10 protein-coding genes and 2 rRNA genes are annotated in these 20,667 nt (G+C 42.7%); 3 read left to right on the top strand and 9 right to left on the bottom strand.

Annotated elements, in window-relative coordinates:
- Positions 1–179: 179 nt before the first annotated feature.
- A complete protein-coding gene (locus tag E2P86_RS15195) occupies positions 180–1,772 on the top strand; it encodes an amidohydrolase (RefSeq protein WP_240775521.1) in 1,593 nt (530 codons plus the stop codon).
- A gap of 24 nt (positions 1,773–1,796) precedes the next feature.
- Here the strand turns inward: E2P86_RS15195 and lipA are convergent, their stop codons facing one another.
- Positions 1,797–2,678, bottom strand: coding sequence for a lipoyl synthase (gene lipA, locus E2P86_RS15200; protein WP_085474429.1), 882 nt, complete (start codon positions 2,676–2,678; stop codon positions 1,797–1,799).
- A 117-nt stretch (positions 2,679–2,795) separates the two neighbouring features.
- Complete coding sequence (locus E2P86_RS15205; RefSeq protein WP_085474430.1) at positions 2,796–3,425, bottom strand: porin family protein; 630 nt, start codon at positions 3,423–3,425, stop codon at positions 2,796–2,798.
- A gap of 144 nt (positions 3,426–3,569) precedes the next feature.
- Between E2P86_RS15205 and E2P86_RS15210 the strand changes: the two genes are divergently transcribed.
- Both E2P86_RS15210 and carB read left to right on the top strand, forming a co-directional pair.
- The gene (locus E2P86_RS15210; RefSeq protein WP_134433660.1) at positions 3,570–5,822 is read left to right on the top strand and encodes a glycoside hydrolase family 20 protein; all 2,253 of its coding nucleotides are present in this window, start codon (positions 3,570–3,572) and stop codon (positions 5,820–5,822) included.
- A 171-nt stretch (positions 5,823–5,993) separates the two neighbouring features.
- Complete coding sequence (carB, locus tag E2P86_RS15215; protein WP_085474432.1) at positions 5,994–8,813, top strand: carbamoyl-phosphate synthase large subunit; 2,820 nt, start codon at positions 5,994–5,996, stop codon at positions 8,811–8,813.
- Positions 8,814–8,866: 53 nt separating this feature from the next.
- Here the strand turns inward: carB and E2P86_RS15220 are convergent, their stop codons facing one another.
- The 7 genes from E2P86_RS15220 to E2P86_RS15250 form a co-directional block, all read right to left on the bottom strand.
- Complete coding sequence (locus E2P86_RS15220; RefSeq protein WP_134433661.1) at positions 8,867–9,955, bottom strand: formylglycine-generating enzyme family protein; 1,089 nt, start codon at positions 9,953–9,955, stop codon at positions 8,867–8,869.
- A 72-nt stretch (positions 9,956–10,027) separates the two neighbouring features.
- The gene (locus E2P86_RS15225) at positions 10,028–11,443 is read right to left on the bottom strand and encodes a Gfo/Idh/MocA family protein (RefSeq protein WP_134433662.1); all 1,416 of its coding nucleotides are present in this window, start codon (positions 11,441–11,443) and stop codon (positions 10,028–10,030) included.
- 365 nt (positions 11,444–11,808) lie between these two features.
- A complete protein-coding gene (locus tag E2P86_RS15230) occupies positions 11,809–13,116 on the bottom strand; it encodes a TolC family protein (protein WP_134433663.1) in 1,308 nt (435 codons plus the stop codon).
- Positions 13,117–16,194 carry an efflux RND transporter permease subunit gene (locus E2P86_RS15235; RefSeq protein ID WP_085474436.1) on the bottom strand — a complete coding sequence of 1,026 codons (3,078 nt, stop codon included), beginning with the start codon at positions 16,192–16,194 and terminating at the stop codon, positions 13,117–13,119.
- A 14-nt stretch (positions 16,195–16,208) separates the two neighbouring features.
- Positions 16,209–17,279 (bottom strand): efflux RND transporter periplasmic adaptor subunit, encoded by a 1,071-nt coding sequence (locus E2P86_RS15240; RefSeq protein ID WP_134433664.1) that lies wholly within the window; start codon positions 17,277–17,279, stop codon positions 16,209–16,211.
- Positions 17,280–17,527: 248 nt separating this feature from the next.
- Positions 17,528–17,639 (bottom strand): 5S ribosomal RNA (rrf, locus tag E2P86_RS15245).
- A gap of 100 nt (positions 17,640–17,739) precedes the next feature.
- Positions 17,740–20,624 (bottom strand): 23S ribosomal RNA (locus E2P86_RS15250).
- Positions 20,625–20,667: the final 43 nt, after the last annotated feature.

A 20,667-nucleotide genomic window follows, 5' to 3' on the forward strand; every position in this document is an offset into this window, starting at 1 on the left:
TTTTTTGAATTCAAAAGCTCTCCCAAAAGGGAGAGCTTTTTTTATTACATTGAAAAGAAAAAGGAACTACAGATCACCTTGTTAATCCCAGCATTTTTAAGTAAGTTTAGCATAAACAAACGCACCCCACCATGACGCCAATTAGAGCATTTATTATATGTAGTATAATCTTTTTCCTTATGAGCTGTACAACCAATAAGCAGGTAGACCTCATCGTCTTCAACGCTAAGGTATATACGGTCGATTCCTCTTTTTCCAATGCGGAAGCATTTGCTGTAAAGAATGGTATTTTTATTGACATCGGCACTAATGCGGAAATGCAAAAAAAATACACCGCCCGTGAAGTTATTGATGCCCAAGGCATGCCTATCTACCCAGGTTTCTATGATGCACATGCTCACTTCCTTATGTTGGCCGAGCTCATGGAGCAGGTGGATCTTAGTGGTAGCAAATCTTTTGATGAGGTGGTAAACAGGCTAAAAGCTTACCAAAAAATAAACCCGAATAAAAAATGGATCGTCGGTGGAGGCTGGGATCAAAATCTATGGCCAGACAAAGCATTCCCAACCAAAGATAGCCTGGATAAATATTTTTCAGAGACACCTATTTTTCTTTCCCGTGTAGACTATCATGCCGCTGTTGCTAATTCAGCCGCACTAAAAATTGCAAAAATAGATAGCGCTGTGCATGTAGAGGGAGGGGTAATCGGTGTTGGTCCAGATGGGAAGCCTAATGGCTTGTTTATTGACAACGCTATGCAACTTGTTTCCAAGTACATTCCGGAACCGAAAGAAGAAGAACTACTTGCCCGGCTCCAGAAAGCACAGGATTCTTTGTTTTCAGTAGGCTTAACTTCTATTGTAGATGCAGGGCTCTCCACAGAACAGCTGGAAGATCTAAAGAAATTCTATCAAAAAAATGAACTCAAAATAAGAGATTACGCGATGATTGCAGGTAACCCGCATAGCATCGAGAAGTATATCAAGGACGGTATTTTTGAATCTGACAGACTAACAATCCGTGCCGTAAAACTTATGGCGGATGGCGCGCTGGGTTCTCGCGGTGCTTGCCTTTTGGATCACTATCACGATGCTCCGACACGTGGCTTTTTACTACATAGCCCTGCGGAGTTTGACCAAGTCATCAAAAAATTAGCAAATACCGAGTTTCAAGTAAACACACACGCAATCGGCGATTCCGCCAATCGACTAATTTTAGATACCTACGGAAAATATCTAAAAGATGGAAAGCAAAGGAGATGGCGCATTGAACATGCTCAAATTATTGCACCGACAGATTTTCCGAAATTTGCGCAATTTCACATTATTCCATCGGTCCAACCCACACACGCAACATCCGATATGTACTGGGCCGAAGAGCGTCTAGGTGCCGAGCGCATGAAAGGAGCATATGCCTATAAAAGACTGCTTGAACAGTATGGAATGTTAGCGCTAGGCAGCGACTTTCCTGTAGAACATTTCAATCCTCTTTATGGATTTCACGCGGCTGTAGCTCGTGTCGATAAGGCTGGTTTTCCTCAAGGAGGGTTTCAAATGGAGGACGCCATCAGTAGGCAAGATGCACTTCGAGGAATGACAATATGGGCGGCATACGCTTCCTTCCAAGAGAAAAAGCGTGGTAGCATTGAACGCGGTAAGGATGCTGACTTTGTAATCTTGCAGGCAGATATTATGACGGCACCATTTGAGGAGCTCCGACAAATAAAAACCATGCGTACGGTAGTCGCTGGGGAAACCGTATTTTTAAAATAAAAAAAGACGCCTAGGCGTCTTTTTTTATTGCATATCGAAAAGATGTTTTTCCGCATGGTACGACGAACGTACCAAAGGACCCGATTCTACATATTTGAATCCCATCTCTAGACCAATCTGTTTATAACGCTCAAACTGTTCCGGCGTAATCCATTCCACAACGGGATGATGTGCTTTCGTCGGCTGTAAATACTGCCCTATCGTAAGAATATGTACACCTACATCGTAAAGATCTTGCATAGCTTCAACCACATCCTCTTCCGTTTCACCAAAGCCCAGCATTATCCCTGATTTAGTACGCACCCCTGCTTCCGAAATACGTCTTAAGCATTCCAACGAGCGGTCATATTTTGCCTGGATACGCACCTCCCGTGTCAAACGGCGAACGGTTTCCAAGTTATGAGATACCACCTCAGGGCGAACAGCTAAGACACGGTCAAGATTGTCCCACTGCCCTTTGAAGTCAGGTATCAATGTTTCTAATGTTGTCTCAGGGCTTTCGCGACGGATGGCATTGATTGTTTCGGCCCAGATAGTAGATCCTCCATCTTTCAAATCATCACGATCTACCGAGGTAATAACGCAATGCTTTACTTGCATAAGCTTAACCGAATTTGCTACCCGATTAGGCTCATCCAGATCAACAGCCAAAGGTCGCCCAGTCGCCACCGCACAGAATGAACATGAACGCGTACAGATATTACCTAATATCATAAACGTAGCTGTTCCAGCACCCCAACACTCCCCCATATTTGGACAGTTACCACTCTCACATATCGTATGCAGCTTATGCTCATCGACAAGACTACGCACATGACGATATTCTTTACCCACAGGCAGCTTTACACGTAACCAATCTGGCTTACGTTGTTTTTCAGTAGCAGAAATTACTGGAAGTTCAATCATAACGCAAAGTTAATGATTATTTGTTTAGCGCCCGACAAATAATTTGTTAACGAAATATCATAAATAACACAAAAGGGAGTCCTAAGGACTCCCTTTAACAATTCTATAGTATTCTATTTAAAATGAAAAACCTAAGCCAACGCTCCACACTCTGTTTTTCATCTGTACCGCATCTACATTTAGGAGATTCTGTAATCCAAGTCCGTAACCTACATTTATCGTTAAGCCATTCACCAGCTGATAACCACCACCAAAGTTCAGACCGTAGTCAAGGCGTGACGCCTGCTCTTCGTTAGATCCTAATTCCAATTTCTCACTCACATTTCCAGCCTTTGCTTTAGCCGATACATTCACACCAACATACGGTCCCGCATTGATCAAGAAAGCGCCCGAATTCGCTACAGGAATCGTGTACACCAGGTTCACTGGAACTTCAATCGATGTAAACGTAATTGTTCCCTTACCACCCGGGAATTCCACCACGCCATCTGTTTTAAATTTCCCTCCTTTTCGTTGCAGGGTAACACCCGGTTGAACAGCAAAATTCCCACCAACAGGGAGATTAGCATACCCGCCCAGGTAAAAGTTAGCCGCAGCATCAGAAGTGTAGCTTGCAGCAGAACCGTCTGCGGTAATCTGTAATTTCGGTAAGTTTAAACCCGCACGAACACCAAAGGTAGTCTGTGCACTAACAGCGCCTCCAAATAATAAAAAAAGAAACGAAGACGTCAAAAATAAATTTCTCATAATCGGTAAATTAATAATAAGCGAAGATATAACAAAAAGATCAGATTATTGTCACAACATCAGTCAATTCCAATCCTACAAACAATTCTCGAAACGAGATGTTAAATAAATTAAGATATTTGCACTATCAGCCTCTTTTTAGCTATGCGGTATTTATTAGTTTTATTGTCCTTTTTAGGTTTTCAATTCTTTGGTTTTGCACAACAACAGTCGCTAGACCTTATTCCAGTACCTAATAAAATCACGTACGGCGAAGGGACCTATACCTTTGCGACAACAGGAACACCTCTTTATATAACGGAAAGCTTCGCCGATTTAGGGGCGCTGCTTTCGGAATATCCTCAATTAAAGATATCTACCACGGAGATTCTTAAAAAAGTAGGTAAAAAGCACAATCAAGGTATCCGACTTTTTCAAGCAGAGGATATCGATAAAATTGGCCCTAAAGCTTACCGGCTCACTATAGATAACAGCGGAATCCTACTCAAAGCACACAACAAGGAAGCTATGCTTTCTGGTCTTTACACATTAATACAAATCGGGTTACTGCAGGAACAACCTCAATATATACCGCAGGTCACGATAGACGATAGTCCACGCTTTTCATACCGCGGCTTACACCTTGACGTTTCTCGCCATTTTATGCCGCTTTCTTTTATAAAGAAGTATATCGATGTTATGGCGCTGTACAAATTCAACGTGTTTCATTGGCATTTGACTGATGGTGCAGGATGGCGCTTGGAAATTAAACAGTATCCCGAACTTACCCAAAAAGCAGCCTGGCGTACCCATGCTTCCTGGAAAGATTGGTGGAATAATGGCCGTCAATACATAGAGCAGGGTGCTCCGAATGCCTATGGCGGCTATTATACACAAGAGCAAGCCAAAGAGCTGGTCGCGTACGCCGCCAGTAAAGGGATCACCGTCATTCCAGAGATAGAAATGCCCGGGCACAGCGAAGAAGTGCTGGCCGTATACCCACACCTGGCTTGTACAGGCAAACCGTATACGCAAGGTGAATTTTGTATCGGAAACCCGGAGACGTTTGTCTTTCTCAAGAATGTCCTCGATGAGGTATTAACCATTTTCCCTTCACCGTACATCCATATCGGAGGCGATGAAGCTGAAAAAAAGCACTGGGCATCATGTGATAAATGCCAAAGTCTAAAGAAAAAAGAAAACCTTAAGGATGAGCATGAACTGCAAAGTTACGCCATAAAACAAATGGATGAATACTTACAAGCTAAGGGACGCAAACTTATTGGATGGGACGAGATTTTGGAAGGTGGCCTGACCAAAGGAGCTACGGTTATGAGCTGGCGTGGCGAAGAAGGGGGCATCAAAGCGGCCAATGCAGGGCATGATGTGATTATGACGCCTGGTGAATATCTTTATTTTGATAGTTACCAAACAGACCCACGCTCACAACCTGAAACAATTGGTGGTTACCTGCCTATTGACAAGGTATACGCTTACAACCCTATTCCAAAAGGAATCGAAAAGGACAAAGAGAAACATATTCTTGGGGCGCAGGCGAACTTATGGGCTGAATATATGCCAACATACCAGCAGGTAGAATATATGGCATTCCCGCGCGCGTTAGCCTTAGCTGAAATCAATTGGACAAACCAAGAGAACAGAAGTTGGGTGGATTTCAAAGCGCGATTACAAAAACATTATCGCATTTTACAAGAACTGGATGTCAACTACTACAGGCCCTCCTACGATGTTCGATCTGAAGTAACTTTTCACCCAGATCGTAAAAGCAATACCGTCTCTTTAACTTCAGAACAAACAAACCCTGTCATTTTTTACACGACGAATGATGCGATTCCAACCAGTAAATCGACACGCTATACAAATCCAATTGAACTCGCAGGATCGCACACGATAAAAGCAGCTTCATTTATTGATTCATTCCGTGTCAGTGCAGTCGAAAATATCCGACTGGATATCCATAAAGCGATTGGCATGAAAGTCTACTACAACACCCCGTGGGAAGGTTATCCGGCACAAAAAGAACTAACCTTGACCAATGGTATCAATGGCGGATTAACCTATCAAGACAAACAATGGCAGGGCTTTACTAAAGATATAGATCTATATGTCGATTTTGAACGCAGAGAAGAAATCAAGTCGGTAACTATGCGCTTTATGCAAATGCCTGGTCCGGGAGTTTATTTCCCAGGTGTTTACAAAGTATACCTCTCCGATAATGGCAAGAATTACCGGGAAGTAGGTGTCATCACCAATTATGAGGACACACAGGATCCAAAGCTAAGGTTTAAAACCTTTACCTATACATTGGATAAACCACAAATGGCACGCTATGTAAAAGTGGTCGCAACGAATCCTATGAAAGGTTATTTATTTACGGACGAGCTGATAATATATTAAGAAAGTCATATCGACTTTCAACAAAGTAAAAAAAATACATCTCATTTAATAAAAAAAATGTAACTTTGCACTCCGACAAAGCAGTCGGAATACCTCCTCGTAATAAAAGGCATTTTTCCTTGCTTTGCCAACACAACACAGTGAAAGTTAATTTTTTGAAAAAGAAAAATAATGCCTAGAAACACCTCCATTAATTCAGTTTTAATCATTGGTTCGGGACCTATTGTTATCGGTCAAGCCTGTGAATTTGATTATTCAGGATCTCAAGCTGCCCTTTCTTTAAAAGAAGAAGGTATTAAGGTATCCATCATCAATTCGAACCCTGCAACGATTATGACCGATAAGGTTATTGCAGACCATGTTTACTTGTTACCCCTAACATGTGAAAGTATCGAGCAGATTTTACAAGAACAACAGATTGATGCTGTTCTCCCTACGATGGGTGGACAGACAGCATTGAATCTTTGTATTGAAGCTTCTGAACTTGGCCTTTGGGAAAAGTACAATGTAAAAGTAATCGGTGTGGACGTTGCTGCGATTGAGAAAACAGAAAATCGTGAAGCATTCCGCCAGCTGATGGTTGACATCGGTGTAGGTGTAGCTACTTCTAAAATCGCGAACTCTTTCCTTGAAGGAAAAGAAGCCGCACAAGAGATTGGTTACCCACTGGTTATTCGTCCTTCTTATACACTAGCTGGTACTGGAGGTGGATTTGTGCACCGCAAAGAGGATTTCGACGCTGCTTTAAATAGAGGTTTACACGCTTCACCAACCCACGAGGTGCTTGTTGAACAAGCGGTATTGGGCTGGAAAGAGTTTGAGTTGGAGTTACTTCGTGACACAAATGATAATGTAATCATCATCTGTACGATCGAAAACTTTGACCCGATGGGTATCCATACGGGAGACTCGATCACTGTAGCACCAGGTATGACTTTATCTGACAAGTGTTACCAAGATATGCGTAATCAAGCGATCCGCATGATGCGCTCTATCGGTACTTTTGCAGGTGGTTGTAACGTACAGTTCTCGGTTAATCCAGAAAACGAAGAAATTATCGCGATCGAAATCAACCCGCGTGTATCTCGTTCTTCCGCACTAGCTTCTAAAGCGACAGGTTACCCTATCGCAAAAATTGCCGCTAAATTAGCGATTGGTTACAACTTGGATGAACTTCAAAACCAAATTACTAAAACAACATCGGCTTACTTTGAGCCTACGTTGGACTATGTAATTGTTAAGATTCCTCGTTTTAACTTTGATAAGTTCAAAGGCGCAAATAAAGAATTAGGCCTTCAAATGAAAGCTGTAGGTGAAGTTATGGCAATCGGCCGTACATTCATTGAAGCGTTACAGAAAGCATGTCAATCCTTGGAAACAAACCGTTGGGGGTTGGGGGCCGATGGCCGTCAATTACGCAACTTAGAAGATATTATGGAAAGCTTAGAGCACCCAAGTGGTGACCGTATCTTCCATATCAAAGATGCATTCGAATTAGGTGTTCCGTTGGAATCTATTCGCAAAGCGACACTTATCGACAAATGGTTCTTAGTTCAAATCCAAGAATTAGTACACTTAGAAACAGAATTACGTAGATATCAGTTAAATAATATTCCACGTGACTTCTTTATGACCTTGAAACAAAAAGGGTACTCTGATGCACAGATCTCTTGGTTATTAGGTAATGTGAGTGAAGATGAGGTTTACGATCGTCGTAAAGAACTTGGCATCAACCGCGTATACAAAATGGTAGATACTTGTGCAGCGGAATTTCCAGCGCAAACGCCATATTACTATTCGACATTTGAAGATGAAAACGAGTCGATCGTATCGGACAAAAAGAAAATTGTTGTATTAGGCTCTGGTCCTAACCGTATCGGACAAGGTATTGAGTTTGATTACTCCTGTGTTCATGGCTTGTTAGCCGCTAAAGAATGTGGTTACGAAGCGATCATGATTAACTGTAACCCGGAGACGGTTTCTACCGACTTCAACATGGCTGATAAATTATACTTCGAGCCGGTATTCTGGGAACATGTACGTGAAATCATTGAGCTCGAGAAACCTGAAGGTGTAATCGTTCAGTTGGGTGGCCAAACAGCTTTGAAAATGGCAAAACAATTAGAAGCATTAGGTATTAAAATCATTGGTACTTCTTTTGAAAACATGGACTTAGCAGAAGACCGTGGCCGTTTCTCAGATCTATTAAAAGATTTAGATATTCCTTACCCTCAATACGGAGTGGCGACCTCTGCAGAAGAAGCTTTAGTCGTCGCAAACAGAGTCGGCTACCCAGTATTAGTACGTCCTTCTTATGTATTAGGTGGACAAGGAATGAGTATTGTGATCAATGATGAAGACCTGGAGAAAGCAGTAGTGAACTTACTAAAGACACTACCAGGTAACCAGATCTTAATTGACCACTTCTTGGATCGTGCGGAAGAATCTGAATCAGATTCCATCTGCGACGGTGATGATGTACATATCATCGGAATGATGGAACACATTGAGCCAGCAGGTATTCACTCTGGAGACTCTTCGGCAGTACTTCCTCCGTTTAGCTTATCCGAAAATGTTCAAAAGAAAATGGAAGAGTACTCCGTTAAACTAGCAAAAGCTTTAAATGTAAAAGGTTTATTGAACATACAGTTTGCGGTTAAAGACGAGAATGTATTCGTAATCGAAGCCAATCCACGTGCATCACGTACGGTTCCTTTCATCGCAAAAGCTTACGATGTTCCTTACATCAAGATCGCAACAAAAATTATGCTTGGTGAGAACAAGCTTAAAGACTTCAATATTGAGCGCAAGCTGACCGGATGGGCAATTAAAGAGCCAGTATTCTCTTTCTCTAAATTCCCTGAGGTTGACAAGCAGCTAGGCCCTGAAATGAAATCAACAGGTGAAGCGATTCGCTTTATCAAGGATCTACACGACCCTTACTTCAGAGAGCTTGTAGCTAAAAAATCAATGTTCTTAAACGCACAATAAGCTGTCGTAGAACGATAAAAAAACCTATCCAAATTGGATAGGTTTTTTTATGTCTATTGCTTTATATCTTGAACACAGCGAAAGCCTACATTATTTGTCGGGCTATTCACCTCCCCTTTCCCTCTACTTCCTGCTTTATATCGTTCACAGTACTGATCGTTACATAAAAATGAACCACCTCTTTGCACACGCTTGACCATTCCAGGCTCTTGTGGATCGTGCGATTCAGCAGGTCCCTTAGGATTCGTTTTAGGACTAGTCGCATAATAATCGGCCTTATAGTAATCCGAGCACCATTCCCAAACATTTCCTTCTAGATCATACAGTCCCCAAGCATTAGACGGAAATGATTTAACAGGTGCTGTAGTTTCAAATCCATCTTCCTTACTATTTTGTTTCGGAAACTCTCCCTGATAAATATTAGCCAACCATCTCCCTTTTTCCTTTTTCTCTGTTCCCCAATAATACGTTTCATTAACATGCTTTCCAGCTTTAGCAGCATACTCCCATTCGGCTTCTGTTGGCAATCGCTTCCCTACCCATTTCGCATAAGCTTCAGCATCTTGGTATGCCAGTTGTGTTACGGGATGATCTTCCCGTCCTTTAATCGTACGCTCTGGTCCTTCGGGTTGCTTCCAATTTGCTCCCGGCACATAACTCCACCACTGTAAATGGTCTGACAAACTGGTGGCGTCGCTTACTGGTGTAAAGACCGCTGATCCCGGTACTAACATCGCTGGATCGGCATCAGGAAACTCTTTGGGATCCAATGGTCGTTCAGCTAAAGTAACATACCCCGTTGCTTTTACAAAAGCAGCAAACTGTCTATTGGTCACTTCATGCTCATCCATGTAGAATGAAGAAACCACGACATCATGTATAGGTTGCGCATCTGGAAAACTATTTGATCCCATTTTAAAGGTTCCTCCCTGTATAAACACCATTTTTACCCCATCCTTTCCTGTGCCACCGTACTGCACCAAATTACGATCTTGTGGTGCAAAACGGGAAGGGATAGCCCCTACATGACATACAGAGACTGAGTCTGAAACTGTCGTTTGTATGACCTTAGCTTGATTAGTCGGAAGCTGACAGGCATATAGAAATAAGGGAGATAGGTATAGGAGATGTTTAAATTGCATAACAGGTGAACTTAACAAAAAAGGCTGTACCCTAAAGATACAGCCTTTCTTTAATATTTTAAGAAAGATAGATTAATCTATTTTCAATTGATTCTTTTGATCTTTTGATACTTTTGGACGGATGCCCGTATTACCACCACCGTTCAATGTTAAATCATGTGGTTTGTTGGTTTTCCAAGCACCTTTTGTAAAGTCTGGAATCAATACCGTTTTGCTGTTCTTAGCTACGGACTCACAGCTCAATGGTACAATAACACTCCATGACGCGCCGTCGTAAACGTCCTGATCAAGAGGTAAACCGTTACGTAAACAGTCGATCAAACGCCAATCCATCATAAAGTCCATACCACCATGTCCACCAACTTCTTTTGCCTGTGCACCGATGTACTTGATCAATTCTGGTGTATATTTGTCGTACAAACCTTTTAATTCGTCTTCTTTAATAAAAGAGTGTCCAAAGGCGATGCCTTCTTTTGGATATTTTTGTGCAAATCCTTTCGTTCCACTCAATAAGTGAAGTCTCGAGTAAGGACGTGGTGATGTAACGTCATGTTGTAACATCATAGTCTTACCGTGTTCTGTCTTGATCAACGTAGTATCCATGTTTCCGCGGTATCTCTGTCCCACAAATTCTTGGTAGAAAGAATCTTTTGCCGCTAATTCTTTTGCCTTTTCACCCATTTGGAAATCTGCAGATTGCATAGCCACAAGATGCGTCATGCGGTCACCTCTATTGATATTCAAACATTGTGCGATTGGTCCTACACCATGTGTCGGGTATAAGTTACCGTTCATTTTGATGTTCTGACGTAAACGCCACATATCATCATATCCTTTTTTATTAAAGTTCAAGTCTAATAAATCGTGGATATATGCCCCTTCTGCGTGAACTAATTCACCAAATAAACCTTGACGTGTCATATTTAATGTCAGCATCTCGAAGAAGTCATAACAACAGTTCTCCAACATCATACAGTGTTTTTTCGTTTCTTCTGAAACTCGAACCACTTCCCAACATTCTTTTACTGTCAAGCCAATTGGCACTTCACTCGCTGCGTGCGCACCTGCTTTCATCGCAGCAATACACATCGGAGCATGATATTGCCAAGGTGTACAGATATAAACTAAATCTAACTCTACCTCTTTCAACATCTGTTGCCAGCCGTTTTCACCGGAGTAAGATTTCGCTTCCTTAAGTCCTTTGTTTGTTAAAATTTTCTGTGCTTTCTCTACGCGATCGGCATGTTTATCACAAAGGGCAACAATTTCAGCTCCTTCAATATACGATAAACGATCTACCGCACCTGGCCCACGCATACCCAAACCAATTACAGCTATACGGACTTTATCAATCTTTGGAGCCGCATAACCCGTCATATTGAACGCTGGAGCTGCAGCAAACGCAGCATTGTTAATAGACGGAAGGGTAATAGCCACACTCGACAATAGTGAAGCTTTCTTTAAAAAATCTCTTCTATTAGAACTCATAAGTTTAGATAAATTTACTTTTACATTAAAGGGGACAAATAAGCGTCCCCTCTAAAATCACCTATTTTAAAACAAACTAAACAGTCTATTTGAAATAACCTATTGACACTGATAATAGGACACAAATGGTTATTGTTCGAGGGATTCTCTTTCCCTTTACTTCTACAAGTATAGGTGTATTCAGAGGTAAAAAAAAACCAAAATCTAAAGCAAACGTTTGCTTAATTTTTTTCAAACAAAAATGATACAAACTTGGTACAAAGGACTTAATATAAAAAAGACACAATCAGCCTCCAAAAAAAACGAAAGCTGATTATGTCTGTATACTATCTAAATCAGGAGGTGTAAAACCGCAATAAAAGGCGTTATAGTTCGAGTTGACCTATTAACTCTTTCAACTGTATCTCTGTCAACTTTGCCTGTAAACGTGCAGCATTGGAGCGCGATACGGCATTTATAAAGTTCTCCTGGGCATCGCGAAACTCAACCGCACTAATAGAACCAATGGTATATTTTGCCAAAGTAATATCTAAATTTTGGCGCGCTATAGCTTCATTTTTATCCTCTAACTTCGTTAGCTGTAAGTTGGTTAGATAGGTCTCATAAGCGGTCTTAATACTGGTTTTTATAAACAGTTGTTGTTGCTCGAATTGTAGCGCTACCTGATCTATTTGCCGCTTAGCAACACGCTCATTCCGACGTTGATTAAAACCGTCGAAGATATTCATAGAGGCTGTGACACCATAATTCAAGCCACGAGCATTGGAACTTGAGACAAAACCTAAGCTCGATTCGGACCGCGAAAAATTATAACCACTATTCACGCGTACGACAGGGTAACGCGATGCTTTAATATTCTTTAAGTCAAGTTCTGCAAGGCGTTTATTAATCATGATGAGCTGCAAATCTGGGTTGAGCTGTTTTGCTTTATCTAGCAAATCATCATAAACCAATCCCTCGTCAATACTTACTAGCCGATCGACATGAAACGGCTCATCCAGATCACGTGCCATAAGACTATTCAGGTTTGTTTTCATGTTTTTCACAACCTCCACTTGTCGCAACCTTGTGGATACATCGCTATTGAGGTTTACTTGTACATTGAGGACTTCAAGTTTAGATGCCTTACCAATAGAATATCTGTTTTCTGCAGTATGTAAACGTTCTTGCGAAATAATAATATTAGAATCCATGGCACTCAACAGATTCTCCTGCTCAACAATCATATAATACTGGGTAATGACATCTGCGATCGTGGTTAACATAGTCCGCTTTAGTTCCGCATCACCCAACTTCTCCATTTCTTGCAACCTTTCGTAACGGGTAAACATCCCTAAACCGTCAAAAACTGTCCAACCTAAACTCACCCCATAAGTAAGGTTATTATTTTTCGCATTATCTAAAGAGCGTTCTTCACCATTACTCTGCACCTGACGCGAATTTTGAACACTATTATTCTGTGTTAAGTTTGCCGTAACAGAAGGTAACATGCCCGCATTTCCATGTGTCACATTTTCTTTTGCTATAAGCAGATTATTCTGTGATAAACGAACGGCATAATTATTTTCAAGTGCAATTTCCACCGCTGTCCGAACACTCAATAGCGACTGTCCCAAACTTGCTGTTGCTTGTAGCAAAAACAGACAACAAATACCTATAATTCTATGTTTCATCTAATCCTCTATCGTATCAAATTCTGGACGATGCACTTTTTTTCTGGACATCATCATATAAAAAGCAGGAATAACAAAAAGTGTCAACACCAATGAAAACAACGTTCCTCCTACAATAACTACCCCCATTCCGATTCTACTGGTGGACGCTGCTCCCAAAGACAAGGCGATTGGCAATGCCCCCAAGGCAATAGCCAAGGAAGTCATTAAAATAGGTCGTAACCTCGCTTCTGAAGCCTCAACAACCGCTTGGTACTTCTCCAAGCCTTGCTCACGTAACTGATTGGCAAATTCTACAATCAAAATTCCATTCTTTGTAACGAGCCCAATAAGCATAATGGTACCTATCTGGCTGAAAATATTCCACGACTGACCAAATAACCAAAGGGAAAACAGAGCCCCTGCAACCGCTAAGGGAACGGTGATAATAATAATCAGAGGATCAACAAAACTTTCAAATTGGGCAGCTAATATTAAGAAAATAAGCAATACTGCTAAACCAAAAGCGAACATAGTATTGGAACCACTTTCCACAAAATCACGTGATTCTCCCCCTAGATCAGTTGTAAAAGTTTCATCCAACACTTTTTCTTTAATACGTTCCATCGCCTCAATCCCCTGCCCCATGCTACGACCGGGCGCTAACCCTGCCGATACTGTAGCCGACATATACCGGTTGTTATGATAAAGTTGTGGCGGACTGCTTTTCTCCTCCATCTCTACAATATTATCCAGCTGGATTAACTCCCCTCTATTATTCTTCACATAAATCGTAGCCAAATCTGTTGGCGTTGCACGATCTTTACGATCAAATTGCCCCATGACTTGATATTGTTTACCATTCATCATAAAGTAGCCGAAACGCTGTCCTGACAGAGACATTTGCAACGTTTGCGCGACATCTAAAACAGATACTCCCAAGGATTGGGCTTTCTCCCGATCTATGGTAACATATATTTCCGGTTTATTGAATTTAAGGTTGACATCGGTCATCGAGAACGTATTATCCTTCGCCAATTCCTCCATAAATTCAGGAATTTTTTCCTCTAATTTCTGAAAGTTGGGAGCCTGGATAATATACTGGATAGGTAAACCACCACGTCGATTCACTGAAATTGTAGGCTGCTGCGAAACCGCTACGCGCGCTTCTGAATAAGATTTTGTGATTTTTGAAAGGTAGTTAGCGATCTCTTCTTGCGATCTGGTTCTCTCTTCCGCCGGAACCAATCCTAAACGAACCATACCACTATTAGAAGATGCTGAACCAAAGCCTGGCGATGTAATTACTAAACTCACTTTCTTTTCGGGAACAGAATCGTTGATGAGCAGGGTCAAGTCTGTCATAAACCGATCCATATAGTCGTATGATACACCTTCTGGTGCTGTAGCACGTAAGCTTACATAGCTACGGTCATCGTATGGAGCTGTTTCTTTCGGAAGCAGCTGATAGAAGAGGGCGATTAGTCCAAAACAAACTAATAGCACGACGAAACTTAGCCATTTATACTTTAAGAATCCGCGTAAAAAACTGGCATACTCCTTATTCATAAGCTCAAAATAACGCTCCGTCCGCATATAAAACTTACTACGCTTTTGTTCGCCTCCCTTCATCAAATATGCATTAAGCATAGGGGTCAATGTAAGTGAAACAAAGGCTGATATTAACACAGCGGCGCCGATAACGATACCAAACTCTCGAAATAATCGTCCGACGAACCCTTCCAGAAAAACAACCGGAAGAAATACCGCGGCTAAGGTTACTGATATGGAAATTACAGCGAAGAAAATCTCATTTGAGCCTTTAACAGCTGCTTCGATCGGAGACATACCTTCTTCTACCTTTTTAAATATATTCTCCGTTACAACAATACCGTCATCTACCACTAATCCGGTGGCCAAAACAATAGCCAGCAACGTAAGAACATTAATCGAAAATCCGCATAAGTACATCACAAAGAACGTAGCTATTAAGGAAACGGGAATGTCAATAAGAGGCCGAAAAGCAATGGACCAATTCCGGAAAAAGATATAAATAATAATTACGACCAGAACCACGGCAATAAGTAATGTTTCAACCACCTCCAGCACAGACTTCTTTACAAACTGTGTATTATCAATGGCTACATTCATATCGAAACCTTCGGGCAGGTCGATTTCCAGCTTATCCAACTCATCGTAAAATTTGCTCGCTATATCCAGGTAGTTTGTCCCTGGCTGTGGGATAACCGCTAAACTAACCATTGGATAACCTGAATCAGACATCTTGGTCTCAAAGTTTTCTGCTTCCAACGCAGCATTTCCAATATCGCTAAGACGAACAATACGATCGTTATCCGAACGTACGATGATTGAATTAAATTGTTCTTCTGTGGCAAGGTTGCCAATAGTTTTTACTGTTAATTCTGTATTCTGTCCCGTCAATTTACCGGAAGGTAATTCTACATTCTGTGCATTTAAGGCTGTACGGACATCCAGCACGGTTAAACCATAAGCGGCCAGCTTACTTGGGTCTATCCACAAACGCATCGCGAACTTCTTTTGTCCCCATATTTGAACAGAACTGACTCCAGGAATAGTTTGTAAACGTTGTGCAACCACATTCTCAGCATAGTCAGATAGCTCTAATACATTTTTTGTAGAGCTCTGCAAAGTCAACGTAATAATCGGTTCTGAATCGGCATCTGCTTTGGATACAACCGGAGCCGCATCAATATCTTGCGGTAAACTACGCTGTGCCTGTGAAACTTTATCCCGCACATCATTTGCTGCCTCTTCAAGATTTTTATCTAGGTTGAACTCAATATTGATATTACTAATTCCTTGACTACTGGAAGAAGAGATGTTCCGAATACCATCAATGGAGTTAATAGCCTTTTCCAAAGGTTCGGTAATTTGTGACTCAATAATATCAGGATTAGCACCAGCATAGCTGGTTCGCACCGAGATCTGTGCCGGATCAATGGAGGGATACTCTCGGACACCCAAAAAGGTATATCCAATAATTCCGAAAAGAATGAGCATCAAGTTCATAACGATAGTTAGAACGGGACGCTTTATACTTAGGGTTGATAAACTCATATTCCTGATCTAAACTAACGCAAATTAACTTGAACAGAAGCCCCATCACGTAACGACATAACGCCAGAAGTCAACACCGTATCGCCCGCTATAATTCCCGCAGATATTAACACGTGGCTATCTGTTCGACCTCCCGTCTCCACCATAATCTCCTTCGCTTTACCACCTCGCATAACAAATATCTTCTTGCCATTCTGAACAGGGATTAAAGCCTCAGCAGGTACCAGTAAACCATCCGATAGTGTTTCCAATGGGAAAGTAACACTAGCAAATGTACCAGGGATAAGTTTTCTAGAAGGATTATCAGCGACTCCTTTGACTAATAATGTCCGTGTTGTCGTTTCAATAGTTGGCTCGGTAGCGATAACACGTGCTGTATATGCTTCTTCGCTTCCTTTCACGGTGAAACTGACGCGAGTCCCCTTATTTACCATACCCGCATATTTCTCCGGAATAGAAAACAAGATTTTCACTTGAGCCAGATTAACGAGCTGTGCTACAACTGTAGCAGGCGTAACATAACTACCTTTCGAAATATTACGTAGACCAATAGTCCCCGAAAATGGTGCACGTACAACCGTTTTATTTAATTGTGCTTGAATGAGTTGAATTTGAGCTTTAGCGGTTCTAAAATCTGCACTTGCAATATCATACTCTTCCTGACTGATAGCCTCTTTTTCTAAGAGCAATTTGGCTCTTCTTTCATTTTCTCCAGCGAGCGTACTGCGCGTTGTTGCTTGCGCTAATTGCGCGCGAAGCTCTGAATCATTAACCGTAAAAAGAACTTGTCCTTGTCCTACATGATTACCTTCCGAAAAAATGATTGACTCTACAATTCCTGAGACTTCGGAATGTATATCGATCTGCTCGTTAGCTTCAATAGAGCCCGATAATGAAATAAAATCAGCAAACTCCTCTCCTCGAACAACAATACCATACACTTTAGCACCTTTACCACTTCCTCCTCGCCCACCACTGGCTGCATTTTGTGCATCCTTCTCCTTGTTTTTGGTAATACGATACCCAACAAGCCCTAGGATCACTAATAACATCACAGTAATAGCAATAATTGATTTCTTTTTCATACAACAGTTTAGTCTGACTTTTAGCAATCTAAAATTAACAAATAATAGACTAGGTTATTGTAATAATGTTATGATGAAGGAGGAAGTAGTTGGGTGCAGTTCGTTGTTGATAGTTGTTAGATGTTAGTTGATAGTTCATAGTTCATAGTTCTACAGACTACTATCTATGAACTACCCTCTATGCTCTACGAACTATCATGTATTAACAAAAAAGCCCCTCCAGTTTCCTGAAGGGGCTTTCGTATAAAATTAGGCGCCGACCTACTCTCCCACCTGTTACGGCAATACCATCGGCTCTGGCGGGCTTGACTTCTCTGTTCGGAATGGGAAGAGGTAGACACCGCCGATATAGGCACCTGAATATCTTTATGTGCTTGCTATAAAATTTAAACAAACAACCAAATAACATATCAGGAAGAAAGAAGGGAAACAAGTAAGAAAACAACAGTGTTTCTATCGCTGTAGAAAGCTTCGGGCTATTAGTACTACTCGGCTTTGGTCTCTCAACCTTTACACCTATAGCCTATCAACGTTGTCATCTCCAACGACCCTATAAGGAAGTCTCATCTCGTGGCTAGTTTCGCACTTAGATGCTTTCAGCGCTTATCTATTCCAGACGTAGCTACCCTGCCGTACACCTGGCGGCATAACAGGTTCACCAGCGGTCTGTCCAACCCGGTCCTCTCGTACTAAGGTCAGATCCACTCAAACTTCCAACGCCCACAACAGATAGGGACCGAACTGTCTCGCGACGTTCTGAACCCAGCTCGCGTGCCACTTTAATGGGCGAACAGCCCAACCCTTGGGACCTTCTCCAGCCCCAGGATGTGACGAGCCGACATCGAGGTGCCAAACCTCCCCGTCGATATGAGCTCTTGGGGGAGATCAGCCTGTTATCCCCAGCGTACCTTTTATCCTTTGAGCGATGGCCCTTCCATACAGAACCACCGGATCACTATGTCCGTCTTTCGACCCTGGTCGACTTGTTGGTCTCACAGTCAAGCAAGCTTATGCCATTGCACTCCACGTACGGTTACCAAGCGTACTGAGCTTACCTTTGAAAGCCTCCGTTACCTTTTTGGAGGCGACCACCCCAGTCAAACTACCCACCAAACAATGTCCTCGATAAGATCGAGTTAGAAACCGAATACAGAAAGGGCGGTATTTCAAGGTTGATTCCACGACTCCTAGCGAAGCCGCTTCAACATCTCCCGCCTATCCTACACATCCTGTACCCAATTCCAATGTTAAGCTATAGTGAAGGTGCATGGGGTCTTTCCGTCCCGTTGCGGGTAACCGGCGTCTTCACCGATACCACAATTTCACCGAGCTCATGGCTGAGACAGCGCCCAGATCGTTACACCATTCGTGCAGGTCGGAACTTACCCGACAAGGAATTTCGCTACCTTAGGACCGTTATAGTTACGGCCGCCGTTTACTGGGGCTTCGATTCAATGCTTCTCTTGCGATGACATCCCCTCTTAACCTTCCAGCACCGGGCAGGTGTCAGGCCTTATACTTCATCTTTCGATTTCGCAAAGCCATATGTTTTTGCTAAACAGTCGCCTGGGCCTTTTCACTGCGGCTTCTCTATCTCTAGAGGAAGCGCCCCTTCTCCCGAAGTTACAGGGCCATTTTGCCGAGTTCCTTAGCCATGATTCACTCGAGCACCTTAGGATTCTCTCCTCGACTACCTGTGTCGGTTTACGGTACGGGTTTTTATAACCTGAAGCTTAGCGGGTTTTCTTGGAAGTCTGTTTACCTGCTCTATCAGCGCCACCGAAGCTTTGCTGTACTATTGGGTTTCAGCAGGGTCGGCGGATTTGCCTACCGTCCCTATACCTACGCCTTTCAACGAACTATTCCGTCAGTTCGCGGCAGTGTCACTACTCCGTCACCACATCGCAGTTATAAAAAGTACTGGAATATTAACCAGTTGTCCATCGGCTACCTCCTTTCGGATGCGCCTTAGGCCCCGACTAACCCTGATCCGATTAGCGTTGATCAGGAAACCTTAGTCTTTCGGTGGGCGGGTTTCTCACCCGCCTTATCGTTACTTATGCCTACATTTGCTTTTCTATGCTGTCCACAGCACATTACCATGCTGCTTCACCCACCATAGAATGCTCCCCTACCAGATGTAACCAATGTTACAAATCCATAGCTTCGGTAGTAATCTTGATGCCCGTTTATTATCCACGCCCGGCCGCTCGACTAGTGAGCTGTTACGCACTCTTTAAATGAATGGCTGCTTCCAAGCCAACATCCTAGCTGTCTGGGCAACCGGACCTCGTTAGTTCAACTTAGACTACATTTGGGGACCTTAGCTGATGGTCTGGGTTCTTTCCCTCTCGGCCTTGGACCTTAGCACCCAAAGCCTCACTGCAGATCATATCTAACAGCATTCGGAGTTCGTCTGGATTTGGTAGGATTTGACTCCCCCGCACCCAATCGGTAGCTCTACCTCTGCTAGACTTTATATCCACGCTGTTCCTAAAAACATTTCGGGGAGTACGAGCTATTTCCCAGTTTGATTGGCCTTTCACCCCTACCCTCAGGTCATCCGGAAACTTTTCAACGTTTATCGGTTCGGTCCTCCATTACATGTTACTGCAACTTCAACCTGCCCAAGGGTAGATCACAAGGTTTCGCGTCTACCTCTACTGACTATGCGCCCTATTCAGACTCGCTTTCGCTTCGGCTGCGTGGCTGAACCACTTAACCTTGCCAGTAAAGAGTAACTCGTAGGCTCATTATGCAAAAGGCACGCCGTCACTGGACCTGCCAGCTCCGACCGCTTGTAAGCACACGGTTTCAGGTTCTTTTCACTCCTCTGTTCGAGGTTCTTTTCACCTTTCCCTCACGGTACTGGTTCACTATCGGTCTCTCAGGAGTATTTAGCCTTACCAGATGGTGCTGGTGGATTCCCACAGGATTTCTCCGGTCCCGCGGTACTCAGGATACCACTATGCTGTCATTCTTTACCTGTACGGGGCTGTCACCCATATCGCGCAGTTTCCCACCTGCTTCCAGTTCATAGCGACAATACAATATCGTGGTCCTACAACCCCGGTATTGCCGTAACAATACCGGTTTGGGCTCTTTCCCGTTCGCTCGCCACTACTTGGGAAATCATTATTATTTTCTTCTCCTACGCTTACTTAGATGTTTCAGTTCGGCGCGTTCGCGTATTATACAACATACCTTCAGTATGTTAGGTTGCCCCATTCGGAAATCTTCGGATCAAATCGCATTTGCCAATCCCCGAAGCTTATCGCAGCTTATCACGTCCTTCATCGCCTCTGAGAGCCTAGGCATCCCCCGTGTGCCCTTATTTACTTTCTTCACCCATGCTCCTTTTGCTAAGCATGAGTTGCTTTTCGTGCCG

It is taken from the genome of Sphingobacterium psychroaquaticum (assembly GCF_004421025.1).
Classification (GTDB): Bacteria; Bacteroidota; Bacteroidia; order Sphingobacteriales; family Sphingobacteriaceae; genus Sphingobacterium; species Sphingobacterium psychroaquaticum.

Bases quoted from the DNA above. Each gene is read 5' to 3' on its own strand.
- carB (WP_085474432.1), top strand. From the start codon at position 5,994: ATGCCTAGAAACACCTCCATTAATTCAGTTTTAATCATTGGTTCGGGA.
- lipA (WP_085474429.1), bottom strand. From the start codon at position 2,678: ATGATTGAACTTCCAGTAATTTCTGCTACTGAAAAACAACGTAAGCCA.
- E2P86_RS15195 (WP_240775521.1), top strand. From the start codon at position 180: ATGAGCTGTACAACCAATAAGCAGGTAGACCTCATCGTCTTCAACGCT.
- E2P86_RS15205 (WP_085474430.1), bottom strand. From the start codon at position 3,425: ATGAGAAATTTATTTTTGACGTCTTCGTTTCTTTTTTTATTATTTGGA.
- E2P86_RS15235 (WP_085474436.1), bottom strand. From the start codon at position 16,194: ATGAGTTTATCAACCCTAAGTATAAAGCGTCCCGTTCTAACTATCGTT.
- E2P86_RS15230 (WP_134433663.1), bottom strand. From the start codon at position 13,116: ATGAAACATAGAATTATAGGTATTTGTTGTCTGTTTTTGCTACAAGCA.
- E2P86_RS15240 (WP_134433664.1), bottom strand. From the start codon at position 17,279: ATGAAAAAGAAATCAATTATTGCTATTACTGTGATGTTATTAGTGATC.
- E2P86_RS15225 (WP_134433662.1), bottom strand. From the start codon at position 11,443: ATGAGTTCTAATAGAAGAGATTTTTTAAAGAAAGCTTCACTATTGTCG.
- E2P86_RS15220 (WP_134433661.1), bottom strand. From the start codon at position 9,955: ATGCAATTTAAACATCTCCTATACCTATCTCCCTTATTTCTATATGCC.
- E2P86_RS15210 (WP_134433660.1), top strand. From the start codon at position 3,570: ATGCGGTATTTATTAGTTTTATTGTCCTTTTTAGGTTTTCAATTCTTT.